Genomic DNA, 22,437 nt, shown 5'->3' on the forward strand with positions numbered 1-22,437 from the left:
GGATCAGAGCTTCGGCGTTTCTTCCAGGAGACCACGTACGAAATCGAACATGCCGTGGCGACGGTCGCGGCGCAGGCGTTCGGCCTTCACGATCGACTGAACGGCGTCGAAGGCGGCATTCAGGTCGTCGTTGATGATGACATAGTCATACTCACGCCAATGGGCGATCTCGGATCGCGAATTGGCAAGCCGCGTGGCAATCACCTCTTCAGAATCCTCGGCGCGACGGTGCAGGCGCGATTGCAGCTCCGTCATGGTCGGCGGCAGTACGAAGATAGAGACGACATCGGCGGGCATCTTCTCCTGAAGCTGCTGCGCGCCCTGCCAGTCGATATCGAAGAGCATGTCGCGGCCTTCGGCCATCGCCGTTTCCACCGGCTCGCGCGGCGTGCCGTAGAAATTGCCATGTACCTCGGCCCATTCGAGCAGCGAATCGGAATCACGAAGCCGTTCGAACTCCCGCTGCGAGACGAAGTGATAGTGCACGTCGGCGATTTCGCTCGGCCGACGCTGCCGCGTCGTGACGCTGACGGAAAGGCCGACATGTTTGTCGGTGTCGAGCAGCGTGCGTGCGATCGTTGACTTTCCCGCGCCCGACGGCGAGGAAATAGCCAGCATCAGCCCCCGGCGGGCAATTGGAATGGATGTGGATATCGCCGGCTTCATGGCCTACTCCAAATTCTGGACTTGTTCGCGGAACTGGTCGATGACCACTTTCAATTCGATACCGGCGGCGGTGACCGCCGCGGAATTCGACTTCGAACAGATAGTATTCGATTCCCGGTTAAATTCCTGTGCAAGAAAATCAAGCTTGCGTCCAACCGGACCGCCCTTGGCGATGAGGTCGCGAGCGGCCACGACATGCGCCTTCAGCCGGTCGATCTCCTCGCGCAGATCGGCCCTGGTGGCGATCAGCGCGGCCTCGGCATGCAGCCGGTCGCGATCAAGGCTGGCAGCACCGTCCAGAAGCATGGAGACCTGTGTGGCAAGCTTCGTGGCAATCTCCTGCGGCGAGCGCGACGGATCGCGCTCCACTACCGCCGTCAGCACCTCTATCGTGGCGACGTGACCGAGCAGGATCTGGCCAAGTGCGCGGCCCTCCTGGCTGCGCATCTCGCTGAGATCGCCAAGTGCCGCTTCGAGACCTGCCATGATGGCGACATCTCGCGCTGCGAGCACTTCCTCACTCTCCTCGGCTTCCTTGAATTCCACGATGCCACGGATGCCGAGCAGCGTGTCCAGCCGCAACGGCGCGGGATCTATGACGCCTGTAAGCTGATCACGCAAAGCCAGCACGGTCGCCAGCGCATCCTGATTGACCACGGCTTCGACCCGGCTTTCGTCGCCGGATACGGAGAGGCCAACCTGGAGATTGCCGCGCGAAAACCTGTCGGTGATCAGCTTGCGCACATCTGTTTCCAGGCGCTCCAGCCCCGGCGGCAGGCGCAGGCGGACGTCGAGGCCCTTGCCGTTGACCGACCGCAGCTCCCATGCCCAGCGAGAGCGCCCGCTCGTTCCTTCACGCCGGGCAAAACCGGTCATGGACTGCAGCACCATGCAAGCCTCCGATGATTCAAGTCCTCATCCGCCTAAACCGGCGCATTGCGGACGAATATAAAGTGAGTCCGCCCGTGCGTCCCATCGAAAGCACGGTACGGGCCAAGGATCAGTTCGTCTTCTTTTTCTGCTGTGTGCCGGAACCGGTGGTAGCGCCGCCATCGTCAGGCTGACCGTCGACCGCGATCGCGCTCGGGTCTTCGCCCTTCTCCGCCACGAGCTTGCGCCAGCGTTTGACGTTGGCATTGTGCTCTTCCAGCGTCGCGGCAAAGACATGCCCGCCGGTGCCGTCGGCAACGAAATAGAGGTCCTGCGTCTTCCAGGGGTTGGCAACGGCTTCCAGCGCGTCCCTGCCCGGATTGGCGATCGGCGTCGGCGGCAAGCCCTTGATGATATAGGTGTTGTAGGCTGTCTCTTTCTTCAGATCCGACTGGAAGATCGGGCGGTCGCTCGGCTTTCCGTCACCGCCAAAGAGACCGTAGATGATCGTCGGGTCGGATTGCAGACGCATGCCCTTGCCAATGCGGTTCAGGAAGACGGAGGCGACATGGGCGCGCTCGTCCGCCAGACCGGTTTCCTTCTCAACGATCGAAGCGAGCGTCACGAATTCCTGCTTGTTGGCAAGCGTCAGGTTCGGATCGCGCTTCTGCCAAATCTGATCGACCAGCTTTTCCTGCGCACCCGCCATCTGCTGGACGATCTCCGTCCGCTTGGTGCCGCGCGTGAATTTATAGGTGTCGGGCCGCAGGCTGCCTTCAGCCGGCAGCGCCGACGGCAATTCGCCTTCCAGTACCGGGTCAGCCTGCAGCTTGTTGAAGATCTGGCGCACCGTCAGCCCTTCCGGCAGGGTGACCGAATAAAGGATCGATTTGCCGGATTTCAGCAGTTCCATGATGTCCTTCATGGAAGCGCCGGCCTTGATCTCGTATTCGCCGGACCGCAGGGTCTCGCCGTCATGCAGGTTGGTGGCCGTCATATAGCGGAAAATGCGGGCGTCGGAGATGAGGTTGTTGGCTTCCAGCCGATTGGAGATTTCGGCAAGGCCTGCGCCACTGCGCACGATGAAGTTGCTGTTGGTCGCCAGCGGGCCGGGGCTCTGATAGGCGGAGATGGCGTAATAGGCGCCGATGATCGCGAGAACGATGACGAAGACCACAAGCGTCATCAGAAAGTTCAGGAAGATCACCATCTGGCTGCGGGCTTTGCGGGAGCGCTTCGGCGGATCCGGAACACGCTCCGGACGCAGCGCCTCGTTGGCCGATTTCGGGATGATCGGCCCCTTCTGCCCGTTCGGAGTTCCGTTGCTCTGATTCGTATCGCTCACCGGCAATCCCTTCATTTTGTCGTCGCCTGCTGTTTGGCCAAGCAATGCGGCAAAAAGCAGGTTCTGGAAACAAAGCGGAGCCCGGTGGAGCTCCGCTTTCGACCGATCAGACATTACCGCGAACGCATCGTCGATGCGCGAAAGACGCGGTAACATTCAAGGGCGGCGCACAACCTTGCCGAAAAGCATCTCTGCCTTTCGGACTTATATGCGCAGTTTATTATGCCTGATAGCGCCTCAGGACAAGTGACGCATTCGTACCGCCGAACCCGAAGGAGTTCGACAATGCGACATTGATCTCCCGCTTGCGGGCCTTGTGCGGAACGAGATCGATCGCCGTCTCGCGCTCCGGATTGTCCAGGTTCAGCGTCGGCGGCGCAATATTGTCGCGAATGGCAAGCGCGGAGAAGATCGCCTCGATCGCGCCGGCAGCTCCCAGAAGATGGCCGGTCGCCGACTTGGTCGAGGACATCGAGATCCTGGAAGCTGCGTCGCCAACCAGCCGCTCGACGGAGCCGAGCTCGATCGTGTCGGCCATGGTCGAGGTACCATGCGCGTTGATATAGTCGACATCAGCTGGCGCCAGACCGGCACGCTTCAGCGCCGATGTCATGCAGCGGAACGCGCCCTCGCCGTCCGAGGATGGCGCGGTGATGTGATAGGCGTCGCCGGAAAGGCCGTAGCCGACCACTTCGGCATAGATCTTGGCGCCGCGCGCCTTGGCATGTTCCAGTTCTTCCAGAACGACGATGCCTGCGCCCTCGCCCATGACGAAGCCGTCACGGTCGCGGTCGTAGGGGCGCGAAGCCTTCTGCGGATCGTCATTATAGTCCGTCGACAGCGCCTTGCAGGCGGCAAAGCCGGCAAGCGAGATTCGGCAGACCGGAGCTTCCGCGCCGCCGGCGACCATGACGTCGGCATCGCCGAGCATGATCAGGCGGGCCGCATCGCCGATGGCGTGCGCGCCGGTCGAACAGGCCGTGACAACGGCGTGGTTCGGACCGCGCAGCTTGTGGCGGATCGAGACCTGGCCGGAAACAAGGTTGATGAGGCGCCCGGGAATGAAGAAGGGCGAAATGCGCCGCGGACCCTTATCGCGCAGCGTATAGCCGGCCTCGACAATGCCTTCCAGGCCGCCAATGCCCGAACCGATCATGACACCGGTGGCGATCTGGTCTTCATCCGACGTCGGATGCCAGCCGGCGTCGGCCAACGCCATGTCGGCCGCTGCCATGCCGTAAATGATGAAAGGATCGACCTTGCGCTGTTCCTTGGGCTCCATCCAGTCGTCGGCATTGAAGGTGCCGTCGCTGCCATCGCCGACCGGAACGCGGCAAGCAATCTTTGCGGGGAGGTCTTCGACCTCGAATTCCGTTACCAGACGCGCGCCGTTGTGTCCGGCGATCAAGCGCGACCAGGACACCTCCGTGCCACAGCCCAAAGGTGATACCATGCCGGTACCCGTGATAACGACACGTCTCATCGCCTGCAGACCCCCGTCCTCTTATGCCATGCGTATGAATAGAAAGCGCCCGGCATCGCCGGACGAAATAGGGCGGACTCAGAGAGCCCGCCCATCACAAAGTGCAAATGATTAGGCCTGGGCCTTTTCAATGAACTTTACCGCGTCGCCGACCGTCAGGATCGAGTCAGCTGCGTCATCGGGAATTTCAACGCCGAATTCTTCTTCGAAGGCCATGACCAGTTCGACGGTGTCGAGCGAGTCAGCGCCGAGGTCGTCGATGAAGCTAGCGCCTTCAACAACCTTGTCGGCGTCAACGCCAAGATGATCAATAACAATTTTCTTTACGCGTTCTGCGATATCGCTCATGTCGGTTTCCTCGACCTTATATCCTGATCAGAATGTCGTTTGACATCCCTACCCTGTTCAAAGCCTGCAACGCCCCTATTGGCGCCGCTGGCAAATCTGTTCAACCCCGCCCTGAGATCCGGCCCAGCCGCCTTAAACGCGACGCGGTCCTTCTGCATTTTCGGGGCGACTGTTCACAGTCATGGCCCGCTTAACACGGTTTAAGTCCGTCGCAAAGCCAGAAAATCGCCGGTTCTGCGTTGCTCAACATGCTATTGGAGGGAAAGTTCCCACCAATAGACTTTTCCATTTCAGATCATCGCCATGCCGCCGTTGACGTGAATCGTCTGGCCGGTGACGTAGCTCGCCTCGGAGGAAGCGAGATAAGCGACAGCAGATGCGACTTCGGCACCGTTGCCCATGCGCTTCATGGGAATGGCACCCATGATCGCTTCCTTCTGCTTGTCGTTGAGCTTGCCGGTCATGGCACTCTCGATGAAGCCCGGAGCGACGCAATTGACCGTCACATTGCGGGTTGCGATTTCCTGCGCCAGCGACTTGGTGAAGCCGACCATGCCGGCCTTGGCCGCACAGTAGTTGGCCTGGCCAGGATTGCCGACGACGCCGACGACGGAGGTGATGTTGATGATGCGGCCATAGCGGCGGCGCATCATCGGATGGGTCAGCTCCCGCGTCAGCAGGAAGACGGAGGTGAGATCGACTTCCAGCACGCTATCCCAGTCTTCGTCGCTCATGCGTACGAAAAGACCGTCCTTGGTGATGCCGGCATTGTTGACGAGGATGTCGACGCCGCCGAGCTCCTCTTCCGCCTTGACGCCAAGCGCCTTGACCTCTTCGCGATTGGACAGGTTGGCCGGAAAGATCTTGACGCGGTCGCCAAGGTCGGCAGCGAGCGCCTCGAGCTTCTCGACGCGGGTACCGTGCAGGCCGACGATGGCGCCCTGCTTGTGCAGCAACCTTGCGATCTCTTCGCCGATACCACCCGAAGCACCGGTTACCAGGGCCTTGCGGCCGGTCAAATCAAGCATGTGGTGTTCCTCGTTCCGTAATGTTCTTAAAGCAGGCTTGCGAGCGCGGTATCGATATCGGCGGCCGAATTCACCGCGATGCCGTTCACCGATTTGTCGATGCGCCGTGCAAGTCCCGTCAGCACCTTGCCGGCGCCGAGCTCATACAATGTTGTCACGTTATGGGTGGCGAACCATTCCACCGTCTCGCGCCAGCGCACCTGGCCGGTGACCTGCTCCACCAGCAGATTGGCGATTTCGCCGGCGTCCGTGACCGGAGCGGCGCGAACATTGGCGATGAGCGGTACGATCGGATTGGATTTCGCGACGTCGGCGAGTGCCGCGCGCATCGCCTCGGCGGCGGGCGCCATCAGCGACGAATGGAAGGGTGCAGAGACCGGCAGCAGGATAGCGCGCTTGGCACCCTTGGCGGTTGCCAGTTCGGCAGCCTTCTCGACCGGGACCTTCTCGCCGGAAATGACGATCTGGCCGCCGCCATTGTCGTTGGCGATCTGGCAGGCGCCGAGGGCAGACGCCTCCGTGCAGACAGCGACGACATCGGCATGCTCGAGGCCGATGATTGCCGCCATGGCACCGACGCCGACCGGAACCGCCGCCTGCATGGCATTGCCGCGGATGCGCAGCAGCCGCGCCGTATCGGCAAGCGAGAACGTGCCGGCGGCACAGAGAGCCGAATATTCGCCGAGCGAATGGCCCGCGACATAGGCGACCTTGCTCTTCAGGTCGAGGCCGCGTGCCTGCAGAACGCGGATGACGGCGATCGACACGGCCATCAGCGCCGGCTGGGCGTTGGCCGTCAGCGTCAGCTTGTCCTCGGGACCATTGAAGATGACGTCGGAGAGCTTTTCACCTAGCGCTTCATCGACTTCCTCGAAGACGGCGCGCGCTTCGGCGAAATTGTCCGCGAGGTCCTTGCCCATGCCGACAGTTTGGCTGCCCTGGCCGGGAAATGTGAAGGCTACAGTCATTATACTAGGCTTCCTATGGGGTCGTTTCGTTCCCAAATGACATTGTTTGCGGTGGAGTCAATAGCGCGAGCCCCGTAGCCAACGGCTTTTGCGTCTGCGAAATGTGTCAATTTTCTTCTTGCGCTTGCTCAATTCGAGCCTAAATTCGCTCGACCTTCCCCTTAGAGACGCTCCTGTTATCCGCAAGGTTTTCCCATGAAGTATAAGAATTTAGGCCGCACCGACATTTCCGTTTCGCAGATTTGCCTGGGCACGATGACCTGGGGCACGCAGAACAGCGAGGCCGAGGCGCACGAGCAGATGGATTATGCCCTGCAAAAGGGCGTCAATTTCTTCGATACCGCCGAAATGTACCCGACGACGCCCGTCGGCGCGGAGACTCAAGGCCGCACCGAGGAATATATCGGCACCTGGTTCGAAAAGAGCGGCAGGCGCAAGGATGTCGTTCTCGCCACCAAAGTTGCCGGCCCCGGCCGCGATTATCTGCGCAGCGGCCAGGGTGCCGATGCCGCCAATATCCGCGCCGCGATCGACAGCAGCCTGAAGCGGCTGAAGACCGACTATATCGATCTCTACCAGGTGCACTGGCCGAACCGTGGCCACTTCCACTTCCGCCAGAACTGGCATTACAATCCCTTCACCCAGGACCGCGAGAAGGTGGTCGCCAATATCACCGATATCCTGGAGACGATGGGCGAGCTGGTGAAGGCCGGCAAAATCCGCGCGCTTGGCCTATCGAACGAGACGACCTGGGGCATTCAGAAATACCTCACGATCGCCGAACAGAAGAGCCTGCCGCGCGTCGTCTCGACGCAGAATGAATACAACCTGCTCTACCGGCACTTCGATCTCGATCTCGCCGAACTGTCGCACCATGAAGATGTCGGCCTTCTCGCCTATTCGCCGCTCGCCGGCGGCATCCTCACTGGCAAATATGTGGGCGGCGCACGCCCGGCCGGCTCGCGCGGCTCCATCAACCATGACATCGGCGGCCGCCTGCAACCGCTGCAGGAACCGGCGGTCAAGGCCTATCTCGAGATCGCCGCCAGGCACAATCTCGACCCGTCCAAGCTGGCGATCGCCTATTGTCTCACCAAGCCCTTCATGGCCTCCGTCATCATCGGCGCAACGTCGATTGCCCAACTCGAGACCGATATCGGCGCAGCCAACGTGACGCTGTCGGAAGAGGTACTGGCGGAGATCGAAAAGGTGCATCGGGTATATCCGCTGCCGATGTAATCTCCAGCGAAAGGCGCCTTGCCCGTTTTCGGGCGAGGCGCAACGACGGCCTTGGACGATAGTTGCCTGCCTGATTTTGCATTGCGCACGCTATGAGAGCTGCCGGTATCCTGATTGTCGCGCATAAGTATTGATCGATACGTAAAGTTACTTTAGTCTGATCTGACTTATAATCTCATCTGGATAGTCAGAATGTTCGATGTAAGAAAACTTACTTTTTCCAGCATGGCAGCTATTTTCGATAGATTTCACAGCAATAAATCTATGCAGAAGATGATATTCAATGCCATTCGTCTGAACCGGCCGCAGATATCAGACATCATCTTAAACGAAGACGTCAGGTTTATTAGCTATTGCTTAGCGAGACGCGAACGATCCAAAGCCCAGATCATGCAGGATTTATGGGTCTGTTTTGAACTGTCGGAAAAGAGAAACGGGTTTTTCGTGGAATTCGGTTCAACCAACGGACTGAAAAACAGCAATACTTGGCTGCTCGAAAAGAAATTCGACTGGAACGGTATCCTGGCCGAACCCAATCCAATCTGGCACGCAGATCTCGCCGCCAACAGAACGGCCGCTATCGAGCACAAATGCGTCTCTTCGAAATCCAACGAGATTGTCACGTTTATCGCCACCGATGCATCCGATCCCGAACTGAGCGCGATCGCCGATTTTTCCACGGGCGACCACTTCTCCGACGTTCGCAGCCAGGGAAAACATATTCAGGTGGAAACCATATCCCTGGACGATCTGCTGGAAAAATATCAGGCGCCGCCCACCGTGGACTATCTGTCGATCGACACGGAAGGCAGCGAGCTGGACATATTGTCCGCCTACAGCTTCGATCGCCAATTCGATCTCATATCGGTCGAGAACAATCCGAAGACGGAAAAAGCGATACAAAGGCTGCTGGAGAGCAAGGGATACAAGCGAGTATTCGAGCAATTCTCACAATGGGACGGCTGGTATGTCTCCAACAGGCTTCGGGACGGAAAGAAAGTTGAAATAGCGGCTCCGTCATCTTGAGACGCTGATGGATCGCAGGCGAAAGCCTGCTTCTCTGCCTCCGACGCGCAAGTTTTTTGCGCCATAGCATTTCTCTGTCATCGGCATTCTCTCAGCGACACTCGCCACCCGATGCAGGACCATTTCCGCCACCAACTATCAATTTCATAGTTATTTTATCGGCAGCGATCGATATATTCAAGATATTATATCTAAAAGATTTGCAAAATATATTGTATGAAAGATAGATTTTCTTACAATTTACATCACACCAAAGAAAATACCTCGATATCTATTATTACAGGCTAGACCATTCTCAGCTTTAAACCTTCGTTATATTGAAGCTGATATTTGACCGGAACACACCCCAAACAGAGAGGTTCTGGGAATGCGTCGCCTCCAACATGCAATCTGGGCAATCACCTTCAGCGCGGCTACGGCTATCTCGTCTATCGCGTGGGCTGACGGCTTCGAAAACATTATTATCTCTTCAACCGAGGGCGCGGAGACATCCGAAGACACTTTCGCCCCTGATACCGCCAAAATATTCGTAGCGGCGGACCTGACGGATGACGTCAAATCGGGCTCGACAATCACCGTATCCTGGATAGCCGTAGACACTGCCGGAGCGGCCCCGCCGAATTACAAGATCGACGAGGTAAGCTTCGATATCAAAGCGAATGAAAATCAGGTCAATTCGTCGATCACCAAGCCGAACAATGATTGGCCCGTCGGCACCTACAACATCATATTCTCGGTCGATGGCAAACCGATGGAAACCGCCGACTTCTCCATAGAAGAATAACCCCTCGACCTGGCCAGCGGCTTTGCACCTGGCCAGGTCGACGAAACTACCTTGGTTCACCGGTTCGAAACATACGTGTCACAACAAACTTCACGGACATATGTATTGCCGTAGGTAATGAAAGCCCCCTTCGGGATCTCTTTACTTTTTCTCAACCGCTGGAACAGCTGAGAATCGATATTCTTGCCATAAGCGCCTCTGACGGTGACGGCAAAAAGCGCGTCGGAAGTCAGATGAACGGCCAGGGGAGTACTGGACTTTCGGACGGCTGATCGTGCGGCTGCAAAATTTTTATAAGTGGCAATTTCAATATATTGCTTGCCATATTTGTTTTCTTCGAATTCACGCACCCATACCGACGTGCGTCGCAGATGGCCGGCTTTGTCGCCGATCAGCACCTGGTACCAGTCTCCGTTGCGACCGACGATCTCCACCCCGCTTCCATTCGCAAAAGTCGCAATCGTCCGTGATTGCATATCGCGGCTCGCCTTTAAGGAGACTGATCCCTGGTTATCTTGAATAAGTCCATTTCGAGCGACCGGAATTTTCAGCAGCGACGGCTTTTTACTCGGTGCCGCATTCTTATTCGCGTTGGCCGCCGGGGACTCATTCGATGACGATTTGACTTCAAAAGCCTGTAATTCCTGGAATGATATCGTCGTCACCCGGAACTGCGTCATTTCGCTCGATGACAGATACCTGAGATCATTGCTGTCGTATTTGAGAGCAAGTTGCAGCAGGCTGGGATCAGCACCCATCTCGTTCATGTAGGAGATCACGTCGGCAGTCTGCAATTGAATGGCCGCAACGGCGTCCTCCACATTCATTCCTCTGGTATCGTCAAACGAGGATTTATGAACGCCGATTGAGCCCGGCTCGGCAACGCGCCTTACCCCACCTAGAAATGACAAGGAACAGGCCGAAGCACAGACCAATTCCCGCGTAGCGACGGTATTCAAGCCCAAAGAGCGGACCAGGCGGCCAAATTCCATGGCTTTGTAGACATTTCCACCACCGCTATCGAAGCTGACGGAAACGGCGTGGCTGGACAAAACTCTGTTGCGGAATACACTCAAGTCGTCATTGGCTTCAAACTTGCCCGTCACTACGATGTAATTGTCTCCAGCGTCTGTCGGATGAACATCGTAGCTCAGCCTTGCCGCAGCATTACTCGCAACGAGAACAAGCCCAAAAGCAAGACTTGCTAAAGCGAACTTTCTTTTTGATAAATTCACGAACCCAACCCCTGCACGACCCCACTAGCATGAATTCCATAGCTGTTATCGTTTCACAAGCCGCGCTGACGCATAGCCAAATGTGTTTCACCGGCGGCCTCCCCTTGCCTTTCCCGCAAAAATCCGTATAAGCCGCCCTGTTCGCAACCCGGTCTTCTGGCTGGTGGCTGAACGGAGGGCCGGTTTTCCTTTGGGAAGATCGTCGGAACGGAAGCGTTCCAGCCTCCCGTGTCTCCGCTCTCGACCGTCTCGGAAACGCTTTTCTTGCTTGGGGTTATCCCTGTCAGGAGCAGTCGTTGAGGCTTAGCCGCCGAATCCCGGGTTCAGATCAACGCAAGAAAGGCGAAGCTATCATGGCTCTTTATGAACATGTATTCCTTGCCCGACAGGATATTTCCGCACAGCAGGTTGATGCCCTCGTAGAACAGTACAAGGGTGTTATTGAAGCTAACGGCGGTAAAGTCGGGCGTATCGAAAACTGGGGCCTCAAGTCCCTTACCTATCGCATCAACAAGAACCGCAAGGCTCACTACGCCCTGATGGACATCGATGCACCGGCCGCTGCCGTCCAGGAAATGGAACGTCAGATGCGCATCAGCGAAGACGTCCTGCGTTACATGACGATCGCTGTTGAAAAGCACGAAGAAGGCCCGTCTGCCATGATGCAGAAGCGCGACCGCGACGACCGTCCGCGCCGCGATGGCGACCGTCCGGAGCGCAGCTTCGGCGACCGTGACCGTGGTCCGCGCCCGGATCGTGGTGACCGCGAAGATCGTCCGCGCCGTCCGCGCGAAGACCGCGTATAAGGAGATTTTGAACAATGTCTGAAGTTTCCTCCGCACCGGTCCGCCGTCCGTTCCATCGCCGCCGCAAGACCTGCCCGTTCTCGGGCGCCAATGCGCCGCGCATCGATTACAAGGACGTCCGTCTCCTGCAGCGCTACATTTCCGAGCGTGGCAAGATCGTTCCTTCCCGCATCACGGCCGTTTCCCAGAAGAAGCAGCGCGAACTCGCCCAGGCGATCAAGCGCGCCCGTTTCCTCGGCCTGCTGCCTTACGTCGTCGCTTAATTCAAGCTGACACTGCATGAATTGAGGGAAGGCATTCGTGCCTTCCCTTCTCCCTTTCGCGGTGGGCGCGGATCGGAACTCTAAACCCCATGTTGGGGACGGCTTTCAGACCTGAGTGTCGAAAGCATCCTCTAACTGCTCGATCATGAAGCAGGACAGCGACGTGAAGAATTTGAACGCAAAAGTGCTTGGTATCGGCGCCCTCGCCGGTCTTACCGCTGCCTTACTCGTGTATGGCGCGACGGTACAGCCGTTGCTGTTCATCCTGTTCGGCGCGCTGTCCGCCCTCCCCATTCTCATTGTCGGCCTTGGCTGGGGCAACATCGCCGTCATCACCGCGGTTGTCGCGGCCGGCGTTGTCGGTGCTGTCGGCCAGTCGCCGTCTTTCGGGCTCTTCGCCGTGCTTTTGGCGCTGGTGCCCGCCTGGCTCAGCCATCTGGCCAATCTCGCGCGCCCGGCTTCCGAACTCGGCGGGCCGGAGCATCTGACGGCCTGGTATCCGCTCTCGGACATCATGCTGCATCTCTGCGGCCTTGCAGCCGCCGTCATCGTCATCGTCGGCGCGATCATGGGCTACAACGCCGATCTCGTCGGTCAGGTGGTCGATGCCTATGTCACCGTCATGAACCAGCAGCCGCAGCCCGAGCTTCAGCTCAATCCGGCGGTGATCGAGAAGACCAAGTCGCTGATGCTCTACGCCATTCCCCTCGTCTGGGGCATGATCTGGGTCATGATGCTGCTGGCCGCCTATTACATGGCCATCCGCGTCGTCGCGGCCTCCAGCCGCAATCTGCGTCCGCGCGAGGACATTCCCTCTGCGCTGCGCATGAACCGCAATGCGATCTTCGTCTTTCTCGCGGCGGTCGTCGCCATGTTCTTCGGCGGCATCCCGGCCTTGATCGGCGCCGCCGCGCTTGGCGCCTTCGGCGCCGGCTTTATCGTTTCCGGCTTCGCTTCACTGCATTACCACACGCGTGGCAAGGACTGGCGCATCCCCGTGCTGATCCTCGCCTACCTGACGTCGGTGATGCTGACGGTGCCGCTCTTCATCATCCTTGTTCTCGGGCTCTACGACACGCGTAAGGCGATCGCGCTCACCCCGAACAAGAATGCCGAAATACCCAAACAACCAGACACGAAAATCTGACATCTGAAAGGAACACTAAAATGGAAGTCATTCTCCTGGAGCGCATCTCCAAGCTCGGCCAGATGGGCGAAGTGGTTAAGGTTCGCGACGGCTTTGCCCGTAACTACCTGCTGCCGCTCGGCAAGGCACTCCGCGCCAATGCCGCCAACAAGACCCGTTTCGAAGCTGAGCGCGCAACGCTCGAAGCCCGTAACCTCGAGCGCAAGAGCGAAGCCCAGAAGGTTGCCGACGTTCTCGGCGGCAAGTCCTTCATCGTCGTTCGCTCGGCTGGCGAAACCGGCCAGCTCTACGGTTCGGTCGCGGCCCGTGACGTCGTTGAAATCCTCGCTGCTGAAGGCTTCAACATCGGCCGTAGCCAGGTTCACATGAACACGCCGATCAAGGCCATTGGCCTGCACAATGTTACGATCGGGCTTCACGCCGAAGTCGAAATCACCGTCGAGCTCAACGTTGCCCGTTCCGCTGAAGAAGCCGAACGTCAGACCAAGGGCGAAACCCTCACCTCCGCTGACGCCATCTACGGCATCGACGAAGATGCCCTGCGTCCGGAAGACTTCTTCGATCCGGAAGCCGACGGCAACGCCGAAGACGACGACGCATAATTTCCGGCCCATCGCTGGATATCGGAAAGCCCGGATCTCACGATCCGGGCTTTCTTTTTTGCGGCCATAGAAGCCGAGCCAAACGCACGTTTCCCGGGATTGCTTCAGTCGTCGTTGACACCCACTTCCGGCTGGGAAGTCTTGTCGATCGAAACGACGACCGACATGCCCGGCGCCAGATCATCCGCCAGCGGTTGATCCTTATCGATCTTGATCCTGACACCGATGCGCTGCGCGACCTTGGTGAAATTGCCGGTCGCGTTGTCAGGCTTGATGACGGCGAACTCCGAGCCCGCCGCCGGCGAGAAGCGCTGGACGTGACCTTTGAGCCGGCGGTGGCCGAGCGCGTCGACCGAGATCGTCGCGGGCTGATCGATCTTCATGCCGTCAAGCTGGGTTTCCTTGAAATTGGCGATCACCCAGATATCTCTCGGCACGAGACCCATAAGCTGCGTTCCAGCGGTCACATATTGGCCGAGGCGCACGCCGACTTCTCCGACACGCCCGTCCTGCGGCGCGACAATGGTCGCGTTCTGAAGATCGATCTCGGCGAGCTGCACGGCCGCTTCGGCGCCGCTGACGCCGGCCTCCAACGAAGCACGATTGACGATGATCGTCGTGAGGTTCTGCTGCGATACGTCAAGGGCGGCCTTCGCCTGGTTTACGGCGGCCTGCGCTTGTTGCAGCGTTGCCTGCGCCTGCTCGGAATCGCTTGTCGTCGACACGCCCTTGGCAACCAGCGTCGTTATACGCTCCGAGGCGAGTTGGGCACGCTTCAGCCCGGCGGCGGCGCTGTCGATCTGCGCCTGGCTGGAGGCGATGCCGGCCTTGGCGGCCTGTTCCTGCTGCTGGGAGTTGGCAAGCGCCGCCTTCTGGCCGTCGAGCGTCGCGCGCGCCTGCGCCACCTTCTGCTGATAGATGCGGTCGTCGATCTTGGTCAGCACCTCGCCCTGCTTAACGAGCTTGTAATCCTTGATCGGGACATCGGTGATATAGCCGCTGACCTGTGGGCTGATGGTGGTGACATAGCCTTTGACATAGGCATCGTCGGTCGTCTCGACCGAGCTTTTGAAGGGCGGCAGGTGCCAGGCGTAAAGCACCAGCATGACGCCGCCGACACCGGCGAGAACGGCAATGACTTCGATGGGGGAGCGAACGAGCCTCGACATGGCGCTATTTCATATCCTCAGGGGTTGGATGCCACGGTCTGCGGCCGATCGTCGGCCAGCCGCGCCTTGATGAAGCGGTAGAACACATGCAGCGAAAGTCCGACAAGCGACACGACGGCGATTACGCCGGCAACCAGGAAAGCATCGGCATAGGCGAGCGTGTTGGCCTCGCGGGTGACCTGCGCGCCGAGCAGCGCCAATCCTTCGCCCTTCAGGAGCGCGCTGTCGCCGATTACCTTGCCGTAGGATGATGAAAGCTGGCTGACGCGCTGGGCGACATGCGGATCGGTCAGCAGCACGCGCTCGGTCAGCACGGCGGAATGGAATTTTTCGCGGATGACGATCAACGTTCCGTAGAATGCCGAGGCGATCAGGCCGCCGATGCTCTGCGTGAAGGTGAAGACCACGAAGAAGGTCACCAGATAGGGCGGGCCTTTCGAAAAGGCCGCCTTGAAGCCCTCGGACATGGAAGGCGGCAGGAAAAGGGCGGCGCCCGCCGCCACCAGCGCCTGGCTGAGAAACATCTGCTCGGGCCGGGTCAGCGTAGTGACCTGCGCATCCATGAAGGCGCCCGCCGCCATCATGACGAGTGCTGCAAACTGGATCTGCCAGCTCAGCCCGTAGCGCATCAGCACCGTGCAGACGAGACCGCCGACAATCGTGAAAACCAGGATGATCCAATAGAGCATCGAGAGCTGGTCATAGAGCAGGCCAACCGCATTCTGGTAGAAGGTCATGATGATCGCGCTCTGCTCGCCGAAGATGATGCGAAAGAGCAGAAGAATGCCGGTCAGATGCAGGATCGCCGGACTGAGCAGCCAGCGGACGTCGATCAGCGGCGTCGGCCTGCGCAACTCGATGACGGCGGCGAGCGTCAGGCTGGCGATACTGATCGCCGACAGCACGCCGAGCCAAGGCACCTCCAGCCACCAGTAGAGCCGCCCGACCGAGAGAACGACGGCCAGACAGCCGAAACCGATGGCGATCAGCAGATAGCTGATGATATCCCCGAAGACGATGACCTTTACGCGCGGCGGCGGCGTCAGCGGCAGCAGATAGATGATCGGCATCACCAGCAGCGCCAATGCCATTTCCAGCGTATAGAGCCCGCGCCATTCGCCATAATCGAGCAGCGACGGCGAGACAAGGCGCGTGATGGGTGCTGCCAGCAGCGTATTCATCATCGCCAGGCTGACGCCGATCGTCATCTTCCTGGCCGGTTCGAAGGCCTCCAGCATGTAGAGGAAGCCGAGCGTCGAGAGGGGCGCTGCGGCGATGCCGCTCAGGAAGCGAACGACGACGGCTGATTGCAGGTCAGAGACGAAGAGATTGAGCAGCGAGGCGACGACAAAGCCGATAATGCTGACCTCGGCGAAATTGCGCACGCCATACTGCATGCGGATCTTCACCAGTGCGATGGCGAGACTGACGTTCGGCGCCATATAGGCGGCCGACAACCACACCGATTCGGTGGTCGTCGCAGCGATCGAACCTTGGATCTGCGTGAGATTGGCAAGAGCGAGATTGAGACCCAGGCCCTGCGTCAGGAAGAACATGACGGATGCCGAGATATAGAGCAGCATCTTCCAGCCGGGCATGGGCGGTGGAGCGGCTGGGACGACAGGTGCGGCAACGGTGGCTTCCGCATTTGCGATCGGGCCTGGCTCACCGCTCATACGTCACCTCATGACTTGCCCACATTCTGCAAATTTGCAGTCATGGCGCGGATGACCTTGAGAGCCATGCCGATATCCTCGTCCGGAATTCCCTGCAAGATATCCGCGCGCACGCCACTGGCAAGAGCCTCGACTTCGGCGGCCACGACTTTTCCGGATTCCGTCATGAAAATTTGCTTGGCGCGCCGATCCGACGGCACCGCGCGACGCTCGATAAAGGTCTGCGCCTCCATGGCGTCAAGAATGCGGACCAGCGTCGGGGTCTCAAGCTCAAGCTCGTCGGCGAGTTCCCGCTGATTGATGCCGTCACGGCGCGACAGCTTATGGAAGACCCGGGCTCTCGCCAATGTCATTCCATGCTCGCGCACCAGGCTGTCGAACGCCGCCCTAAGCTTCCGATTAAAGGCGGAAAGCTCGTCGAAGATTTCTCGGCGTTGTGGCTGACCCGGCATATACCTACTTTATATGATTAAAAACCTACCCTATTTCTAGGAAATAGCTGGATTTTTTCATTTTTACAAGGGCGACCGCCAGTTTACCGATGTATGCCAGGGCGGGCTGAGTTAAAATCGTCATCAGACATTCTGCATAAGTGATTCGCGTGTCGGCAATTCCATTGCAAGCCAGCGACAAAGACTTTTTTACTGCGGAGAGTTTGTCCCTGTGGATGAGTGGAACAACGTGAATAGCGCGAGCGAATTCGTCTCGCGCGCCACGCTGAGGCTCTTCTGCAATTGACCGTGACACCGGAACGTCGCAAACCATTCGGCACACCAAGAGACGAAGAGACGGAAAATGAACGAAGCTGCGCGCAACATTGCCGCCATTGCTCCCGCCGAAGCGCATTACCGCGAGGCGCCGAACAATATCGAGGCGGAGCAGGCCCTGCTCGGCGCCATTCTCGTCAACAATGACGCCTATTATCGTGTCTCCGACTTCCTGAAGCCCATCCATCTCTATGAGCCGCTGCATCGGAAGATCTACGAAGTGGCGGGCGATATCATCCGCATGGGCAAGACCGCCAATCCCGTGACGATCAAGACCTTCCTGCCGGCCGACGACAAGGTCGGCGACATGACCGTGGCGCAATATCTCGCCCGCCTCGCCACCGAAGCCGTCTCGATCATCAATGCCGAGGATTACGGCCGCGCGATCTATGATCTTGCGCTGCGCCGCGCGCTGATCACCATCGGCGAGGACGTGGTCAACATCGCCTATGACGCGCCGCTCGACATGCCGCCGCAGACACAGATCGAAGATACCGAGCGCCGGCTGTTCGAGCTTGCCGAAAACGGCCGCTACGACGGCGGCTTCCAGGCCTTCAACGACGCGGTGGCGCTGGCGATCGACATGGCGGCCGTCGCCAAGGAGCGCGATGGCGGTCTGTCGGGCATTTCCACCGGCATTCATTCGCTCGACAGCAAGATGGGCGGCCTGCAGCGCTCGGACTTGATCATCCTCGCCGGTCGTCCCGGCATGGGCAAGACATCGCTTGCGACCAACATCGCCTATAACATCGCCGCCGCCTTTGAAGGTGAAGTGCAGCCGGATGGGTCGACCAAGGCGAAGAACGGCGGCGTCGTCGGCTTCTACTCGCTGGAAATGTCGTCCGAACAGCTCGCCACTCGTATCATCTCCGAGCAGACGGAAGTCTCCTCGTCGAAGATCCGCCGCGGCGACATCAACGATGCGGATTTCGAAAAGCTGGTGGCCTGCTCGATGATGATGCAGAAGGTGCCGCTTTTCATCGACCAGACCGGTGGTATCTCCATCGCCCAGCTGTCTGCGCGCGCGCGGCGCCTGAAGCGACAGCGCGGCCTTGACGTTCTCGTGGTCGACTACGTTCAGCTGATGACCGGCTCGGGGAAATCGAACGAGAACCGCGTCCAGGAAATCACCCAGATCACCACCGGCCTGAAGGCGCTCGGCAAGGAACTCAACGTTCCGATCGTCGCACTTTCGCAGCTCTCGCGCGCGGTCGAAAGCCGCGAAGACAAGCGGCCGCAGCTGTCCGACCTTCGCGAATCCGGCTCGATCGAGCAGGACGCCGACGTGGTGCTTTTCGTCTTCCGCGAGGAGTATTATGTCAAGAACTCCGAACCGCGCGATCCGGCCGACCCGAAATATGCCGAATGGGAAGCCCTGTTCGAAAAGGTGAAGGGCACGGCCGATGTCATCATCGCCAAGCAGCGCCACGGGCCGACCGGCACCGTGAAGCTCGCCTTCCAGTCGGAATTCACGCGCTTCGCCGACCTCGCCGACCCGTCCTTCTCCCCCTATGAAGAGCATTGAGGAAGGCCGCCCACGGCACATATGTGCAGTGCAGCACTTTCTCTTTGCAGCGATGATCACTATCCTGGCCGGAGCAATAGTCCCCTCCGGCCATTTTTTGTTCAGGCGGTCTCATGACAGATAGTTTCGACGACAATGACGCTTTCGCCGCCGCCGGCCTGCGACTGACAGTCGATCTGGATGCCCTTGTCGAGAACTGGCGCGACATGGCGCACCGCTCGGGACGCGCCCGCGCGTCAGCCGTCGTCAAGGCGGACGCCTATGGGCTCGGGATCGAGGATGTCGGTGAGGCGCTCTATCTGGCCGGCGCCCGCGATTTCTTCGTCGCGACCGCCGACGAGGGCGCGACCTTGCGGCTCTACGCCCCCGATGCCCGCATCTTCGTGCTCTCAGGCATCTGGCCGGGCATGGAACGGGTCTTCTTCGAAAACGATCTCGTTCCGGTCATCGCCTCGGAAGAGCAGCTCGCCTTCTGGATGTCGGTGCTCTCGGATTATGGCGACTACCCTTGCGCGCTGCAGGTCGATACCGGTTTCAACCGGCTCGGCCTGCCGATGGAGGACGCGCTGGCGCTGGCCGACGACGTCTCCCGCCCAGCAAGCTTTGCGCCGGTGCTGGTGATGAGCCACCTCGCCTGCGGTGACGATCCCGCCAATCCGATGAACAGGCAACAGCTGGAGGCCTTCCGCAAGGTGAGCGCCGCCTTCGAAGGCATCGAGGCGAGCCTTGCCAATTCCGCCGGCATCTTCCTCGGCCCGGAATATCATTTCGACCTCACCCGTCCGGGCATCGCCACCTACGGCGGCGAGGCAGTTCCCGGCATCGCCAATCCGATGCGGCCGGTCGCGACCGCCGAAGCGCGGATCATCCAGACCCGCTTCGTGAAATCAGGCGAAACCGTAAGCTACGGACGGGCGTTGCAGTTGACACGCGACAGCCGGCTGGCGATCGTTTCCGCGGGCTATGCCGACGGCTATATGCGCAGCCAGTCGAGCGGCGGCGTGCCGCTGCGCCAGACCGGCGCGCCCGGTGGCCATGGCTTCATCGCCGGCCACAAGGTTCCTGTCGCCGGCCGCATCACCATGGACCTCACCATCTTCGACATCACCGATCTGCCGGACAATCTCGTTCGCGCCGGCGACTATGTCGAACTCTTCGGCAGTAATATTCTGGTTGATGACGCGGCCCGCTCAGCCGGCACGATCGGCTACGAAATGCTGACGAGCCTGGGGCTCCGGCACGAGCGGCGGTATGTTGCCGAAGAGGTCGAGGAGTAGCCAACCTCAACGCGTACTGATCGCCAGGCGGACGCCCAATGCCACGAACAGCGCGCCAAGCCCGCGATCCAGCCACAAGCCGACGCTTCGATTGCGCCGTAGCGCCTCGGTAAAGCGGCCGCCGAGAAGGATGAGCGGCGGCTCGATGAAGGCGGCAACGACGATGATGAGACTGCCGTGAAGCAGTAGCTGCGCCCAGACCGGGCCAGCGCCTTCAACGACGAATTGCGGCAGGAAGGCGAGAAAGAAGATCGCTACTTTCGGGTTGAGCAACGACACGAAAATACCCTGCCGATAGATCCGGCTCCACGGCAACGTCTTGCCCGTCTCCTTGATCCAGGCTCCCTCACCCTTCGAGCGCAGCGCCTGAACGCCGAGCCAGATGAGATAGGCGGCCCCGACCCATTTGATCGTTGAAAAGGCGAGCGCCGAGGCGGCCAATATCGCCGACAGGCCGGCCGCCGCCATCAGCACATGCAGGCACGCGCCGCTCCATATGCCAAACAGTGCCGCGAAGCCGGAGCGTATGCCGCTTCTGACCGTATGGCCAAGAATAAAGGCGATGTCCGGCCCCGGCGACAAATTCAATAATGTCGCTGCGGACAGAAACGCGATCCAGTGTGCAAGCGAATAGTCGAACATCGGTCATCATCCATCAAAAAGCTGGCATAAGGGTCGCACGAACGCCGTTGATGCGGAAATCATTAGTTTTGATAGGCCGCGAAAGACATTATCTGACAGCCGATCGCGATTCGCTTTGAAGAGCGAAGCATTCGAACATTGAGAACAGCATCCGATGGCAAAAACCCGTACACAATTTCTCTGCCAGAACTGCGGCACGATCCATAATCGCTGGGCGGGCAAGTGCGACGGTTGCGGCGAGTGGAATACCATCGTCGAGGAAGACCCGATGGGCGGCATCGGTGGCGGCCCCGCCAAAGTGCCGAAGAAGGGCCGCCCGGTGGCACTCACGGCGCTGTCCGGCGAAATCGAGGAAGCACCGCGCATCTATACCGGCATCTCCGAGCTTGATCGGGCGACCGGCGGCGGTTTCGTGCGTGGTTCGGCCGTGCTGGTCGGCGGCGATCCCGGCATCGGCAAATCGACGCTCCTGATGCAGGCAGCTGCGGCCCTTGCCCGGCGTGGGCACAAGATCGTCTACGTTTCCGGCGAAGAAGCCGTGGCGCAGGTTCGCCTTCGCGCCCAGCGGCTGCACGCCGCCGATACCGATGTCATGCTTGCCGCCGAAACCAACGTCGAGGACATCCTGGCGACGCTCGCCGAAGGCAAGCGGCCGGATCTTGTCATCATCGATTCCATCCAGACGCTGTGGAGCGAGCTTGCGGAATCCGCGCCCGGCACGGTGACGCAGGTGCGCACCGGCGTGCAGGCGATGATCCGCTTTGCCAAGCAAACCGGTGCCGCGATGGTACTGGTCGGCCACGTCACCAAGGACGGCCAGATCGCCGGCCCGCGCGTTGTCGAGCATATGGTCGATGCCGTTCTCTATTTCGAAGGCGATCGCGGCCATCACTACCGCATCCTGCGCACGGTAAAGAATCGCTTCGGCCCGACCGATGAGATCGGCGTCTTCGAAATGTCCGATATGGGCCTGCGCGAAGTGGCCAATCCGTCAGAACTCTTTCTCGGCGAGCGCAACTCCAAATCGCCGGGTGCCGCCGTCTTTGCCGGCATGGAAGGCACGCGGCCGATATTGGTCGAAGTGCAAGCGCTGGTCGCCCCCACATCGCTCGGAACGCCCAGACGCGCCGTCGTCGGCTGGGATTCGGCGCGGCTATCGATGATTCTCGCTGTTCTCGAAGCACATTGCGGCGTGCGGCTCGGCCAGCACGATGTCTATCTCAATATTGCCGGCGGTTATCGCATTTCTGAGCCGGCTGCCGACCTTGCAGTCGCTTCTGCACTGGTTTCCTCCCTGGCCGGTATTGCCCTTCCCGCCGATTGCGTCTATTTCGGCGAAGTCAGCCTGTCGGGCGCCGTCCGGCCGGTTGCGCACACCGGCCAGCGCCTCAAGGAAGCCGAGAAGCTGGGATTTTCAGCAGCGCTTCTCCCGACTGCCTCCGCCGACCTGCCGAAAGGCAACGGCGGACGCTGGAGCGAGATCGATAGCCTGCCGGATCTGGTGGCGCGCATTGCCGGATCGAAAGGCGCACTCAAGCGTGCGGAAGACGAAGACTGAGCCTTACTTCAGC

General features: G+C 59.6%; 22 protein-coding genes. 10 read left to right on the forward strand and 12 right to left on the reverse strand.

What is annotated here, in order from left to right; translation table 11 throughout:
• Positions 1-3: 3 nt before the first annotated feature.
• From gmk to fabD, 7 genes are all read right to left on the reverse strand, one after another.
• Positions 4-666, reverse strand: coding sequence for a guanylate kinase (gene gmk / locus AC1RO0_RS18240; RefSeq protein WP_498594244.1), 663 nt, complete (start codon positions 664-666; stop codon positions 4-6).
• A gap of 3 nt (positions 667-669) precedes the next feature.
• Entirely contained in the window at positions 670-1,557 is an 888-nt protein-coding gene (locus AC1RO0_RS18245) for a YicC/YloC family endoribonuclease (protein WP_498594245.1), read from the reverse strand.
• Between the two features lie 109 nt (positions 1,558-1,666).
• A complete protein-coding gene (gene mltG / locus AC1RO0_RS18250; protein WP_498594246.1) occupies positions 1,667-2,881 on the reverse strand; it encodes an endolytic transglycosylase MltG in 1,215 nt (404 codons plus the stop codon).
• Positions 2,882-3,101: 220 nt separating this feature from the next.
• Complete coding sequence (gene fabF, locus AC1RO0_RS18255; RefSeq protein WP_498594247.1) at positions 3,102-4,364, reverse strand: beta-ketoacyl-ACP synthase II; 1,263 nt, start codon at positions 4,362-4,364, stop codon at positions 3,102-3,104.
• Positions 4,365-4,475: 111 nt separating this feature from the next.
• Positions 4,476-4,712, reverse strand: coding sequence for an acyl carrier protein (locus AC1RO0_RS18260; protein ID WP_003502080.1), 237 nt, complete (start codon positions 4,710-4,712; stop codon positions 4,476-4,478).
• Between the two features lie 290 nt (positions 4,713-5,002).
• Positions 5,003-5,740: a 3-oxoacyl-[acyl-carrier-protein] reductase gene (gene fabG / locus AC1RO0_RS18265; protein ID WP_007702484.1), complete on the reverse strand. Its 738-nt coding sequence runs from the start codon at positions 5,738-5,740 to the stop codon at positions 5,003-5,005.
• A gap of 26 nt (positions 5,741-5,766) precedes the next feature.
• Complete coding sequence (gene fabD, locus AC1RO0_RS18270) at positions 5,767-6,708, reverse strand: ACP S-malonyltransferase (protein ID WP_498594248.1); 942 nt, start codon at positions 6,706-6,708, stop codon at positions 5,767-5,769.
• A 195-nt stretch (positions 6,709-6,903) separates the two neighbouring features.
• On the opposite strand from fabD, the gene AC1RO0_RS18275 reads away from it, so the two are divergent.
• From AC1RO0_RS18275 to AC1RO0_RS18285, 3 genes are all read left to right on the forward strand, one after another.
• Positions 6,904-7,947: an aldo/keto reductase gene (locus tag AC1RO0_RS18275; protein ID WP_498594249.1), complete on the forward strand. Its 1,044-nt coding sequence runs from the start codon at positions 6,904-6,906 to the stop codon at positions 7,945-7,947.
• A gap of 192 nt (positions 7,948-8,139) precedes the next feature.
• Complete coding sequence (locus tag AC1RO0_RS18280) at positions 8,140-8,973, forward strand: FkbM family methyltransferase (RefSeq protein WP_498594250.1); 834 nt, start codon at positions 8,140-8,142, stop codon at positions 8,971-8,973.
• Between the two features lie 367 nt (positions 8,974-9,340).
• Positions 9,341-9,757, forward strand: coding sequence for a hypothetical protein (locus tag AC1RO0_RS18285; RefSeq protein WP_498594251.1), 417 nt, complete (start codon positions 9,341-9,343; stop codon positions 9,755-9,757).
• 56 nt (positions 9,758-9,813) lie between these two features.
• Here the strand turns inward: AC1RO0_RS18285 and AC1RO0_RS18290 are convergent, their stop codons facing one another.
• The gene (locus AC1RO0_RS18290; protein WP_498594252.1) at positions 9,814-10,992 is read right to left on the reverse strand and encodes a COG3904 family protein; all 1,179 of its coding nucleotides are present in this window, start codon (positions 10,990-10,992) and stop codon (positions 9,814-9,816) included.
• A 353-nt stretch (positions 10,993-11,345) separates the two neighbouring features.
• Between AC1RO0_RS18290 and rpsF the strand changes: the two genes are divergently transcribed.
• The 4 genes from rpsF to rplI all read left to right on the forward strand — a co-directional run bounded on the left by rpsF (position 11,346) and on the right by rplI (position 13,810).
• Positions 11,346-11,798, forward strand: a complete 453-nt coding sequence (rpsF, locus tag AC1RO0_RS18295) for a 30S ribosomal protein S6 (protein ID WP_498594253.1) — start codon at positions 11,346-11,348, stop codon at positions 11,796-11,798.
• Between the two features lie 14 nt (positions 11,799-11,812).
• On the forward strand, positions 11,813-12,061 hold the full coding sequence (rpsR, locus tag AC1RO0_RS18300; protein ID WP_004122103.1) for a 30S ribosomal protein S18: 249 nt from the start codon (positions 11,813-11,815) through the stop codon (positions 12,059-12,061).
• Between the two features lie 163 nt (positions 12,062-12,224).
• On the forward strand, positions 12,225-13,208 hold the full coding sequence (locus tag AC1RO0_RS18305) for a DUF2232 domain-containing protein (protein WP_498594254.1): 984 nt from the start codon (positions 12,225-12,227) through the stop codon (positions 13,206-13,208).
• A gap of 20 nt (positions 13,209-13,228) precedes the next feature.
• Positions 13,229-13,810 carry a 50S ribosomal protein L9 gene (gene rplI / locus AC1RO0_RS18310; protein ID WP_498594255.1) on the forward strand — a complete coding sequence of 194 codons (582 nt, stop codon included), beginning with the start codon at positions 13,229-13,231 and terminating at the stop codon, positions 13,808-13,810.
• Between the two features lie 104 nt (positions 13,811-13,914).
• On the opposite strand, the gene AC1RO0_RS18315 is transcribed toward rplI, so the two are convergent.
• From AC1RO0_RS18315 to AC1RO0_RS18325, 3 genes are read right to left on the reverse strand one after another with little or no spacing between them, the layout of a single operon-like run.
• Positions 13,915-14,979 (reverse strand): HlyD family secretion protein, encoded by a 1,065-nt coding sequence (locus tag AC1RO0_RS18315; RefSeq protein WP_498594256.1) that lies wholly within the window; start codon positions 14,977-14,979, stop codon positions 13,915-13,917.
• A gap of 17 nt (positions 14,980-14,996) precedes the next feature.
• Positions 14,997-16,655, reverse strand: coding sequence for an MFS transporter (locus tag AC1RO0_RS18320; RefSeq protein ID WP_498594257.1), 1,659 nt, complete (start codon positions 16,653-16,655; stop codon positions 14,997-14,999).
• Positions 16,656-16,663: 8 nt separating this feature from the next.
• On the reverse strand, positions 16,664-17,107 hold the full coding sequence (locus AC1RO0_RS18325) for a MarR family winged helix-turn-helix transcriptional regulator (protein WP_174163061.1): 444 nt from the start codon (positions 17,105-17,107) through the stop codon (positions 16,664-16,666).
• Positions 17,108-17,450: 343 nt separating this feature from the next.
• On the opposite strand from AC1RO0_RS18325, the gene AC1RO0_RS18330 reads away from it, so the two are divergent.
• The gene (locus AC1RO0_RS18330; RefSeq protein ID WP_498594258.1) at positions 17,451-18,947 is read left to right on the forward strand and encodes a replicative DNA helicase; all 1,497 of its coding nucleotides are present in this window, start codon (positions 17,451-17,453) and stop codon (positions 18,945-18,947) included.
• A gap of 113 nt (positions 18,948-19,060) precedes the next feature.
• A complete protein-coding gene (gene alr / locus AC1RO0_RS18335) occupies positions 19,061-20,224 on the forward strand; it encodes an alanine racemase (RefSeq protein ID WP_498594259.1) in 1,164 nt (387 codons plus the stop codon).
• A 6-nt stretch (positions 20,225-20,230) separates the two neighbouring features.
• On the opposite strand, the gene AC1RO0_RS18340 is transcribed toward alr, so the two are convergent.
• The gene (locus tag AC1RO0_RS18340) at positions 20,231-20,866 is read right to left on the reverse strand and encodes a LysE family translocator (protein ID WP_498594260.1); all 636 of its coding nucleotides are present in this window, start codon (positions 20,864-20,866) and stop codon (positions 20,231-20,233) included.
• Positions 20,867-21,020: 154 nt separating this feature from the next.
• Between AC1RO0_RS18340 and radA the strand changes: the two genes are divergently transcribed.
• Complete coding sequence (gene radA / locus AC1RO0_RS18345; protein WP_498594261.1) at positions 21,021-22,424, forward strand: DNA repair protein RadA; 1,404 nt, start codon at positions 21,021-21,023, stop codon at positions 22,422-22,424.
• Positions 22,425-22,437: the final 13 nt, after the last annotated feature.

It is taken from the genome of Rhizobium sp. GW821-FHT14E12, assembly GCF_058803745.1.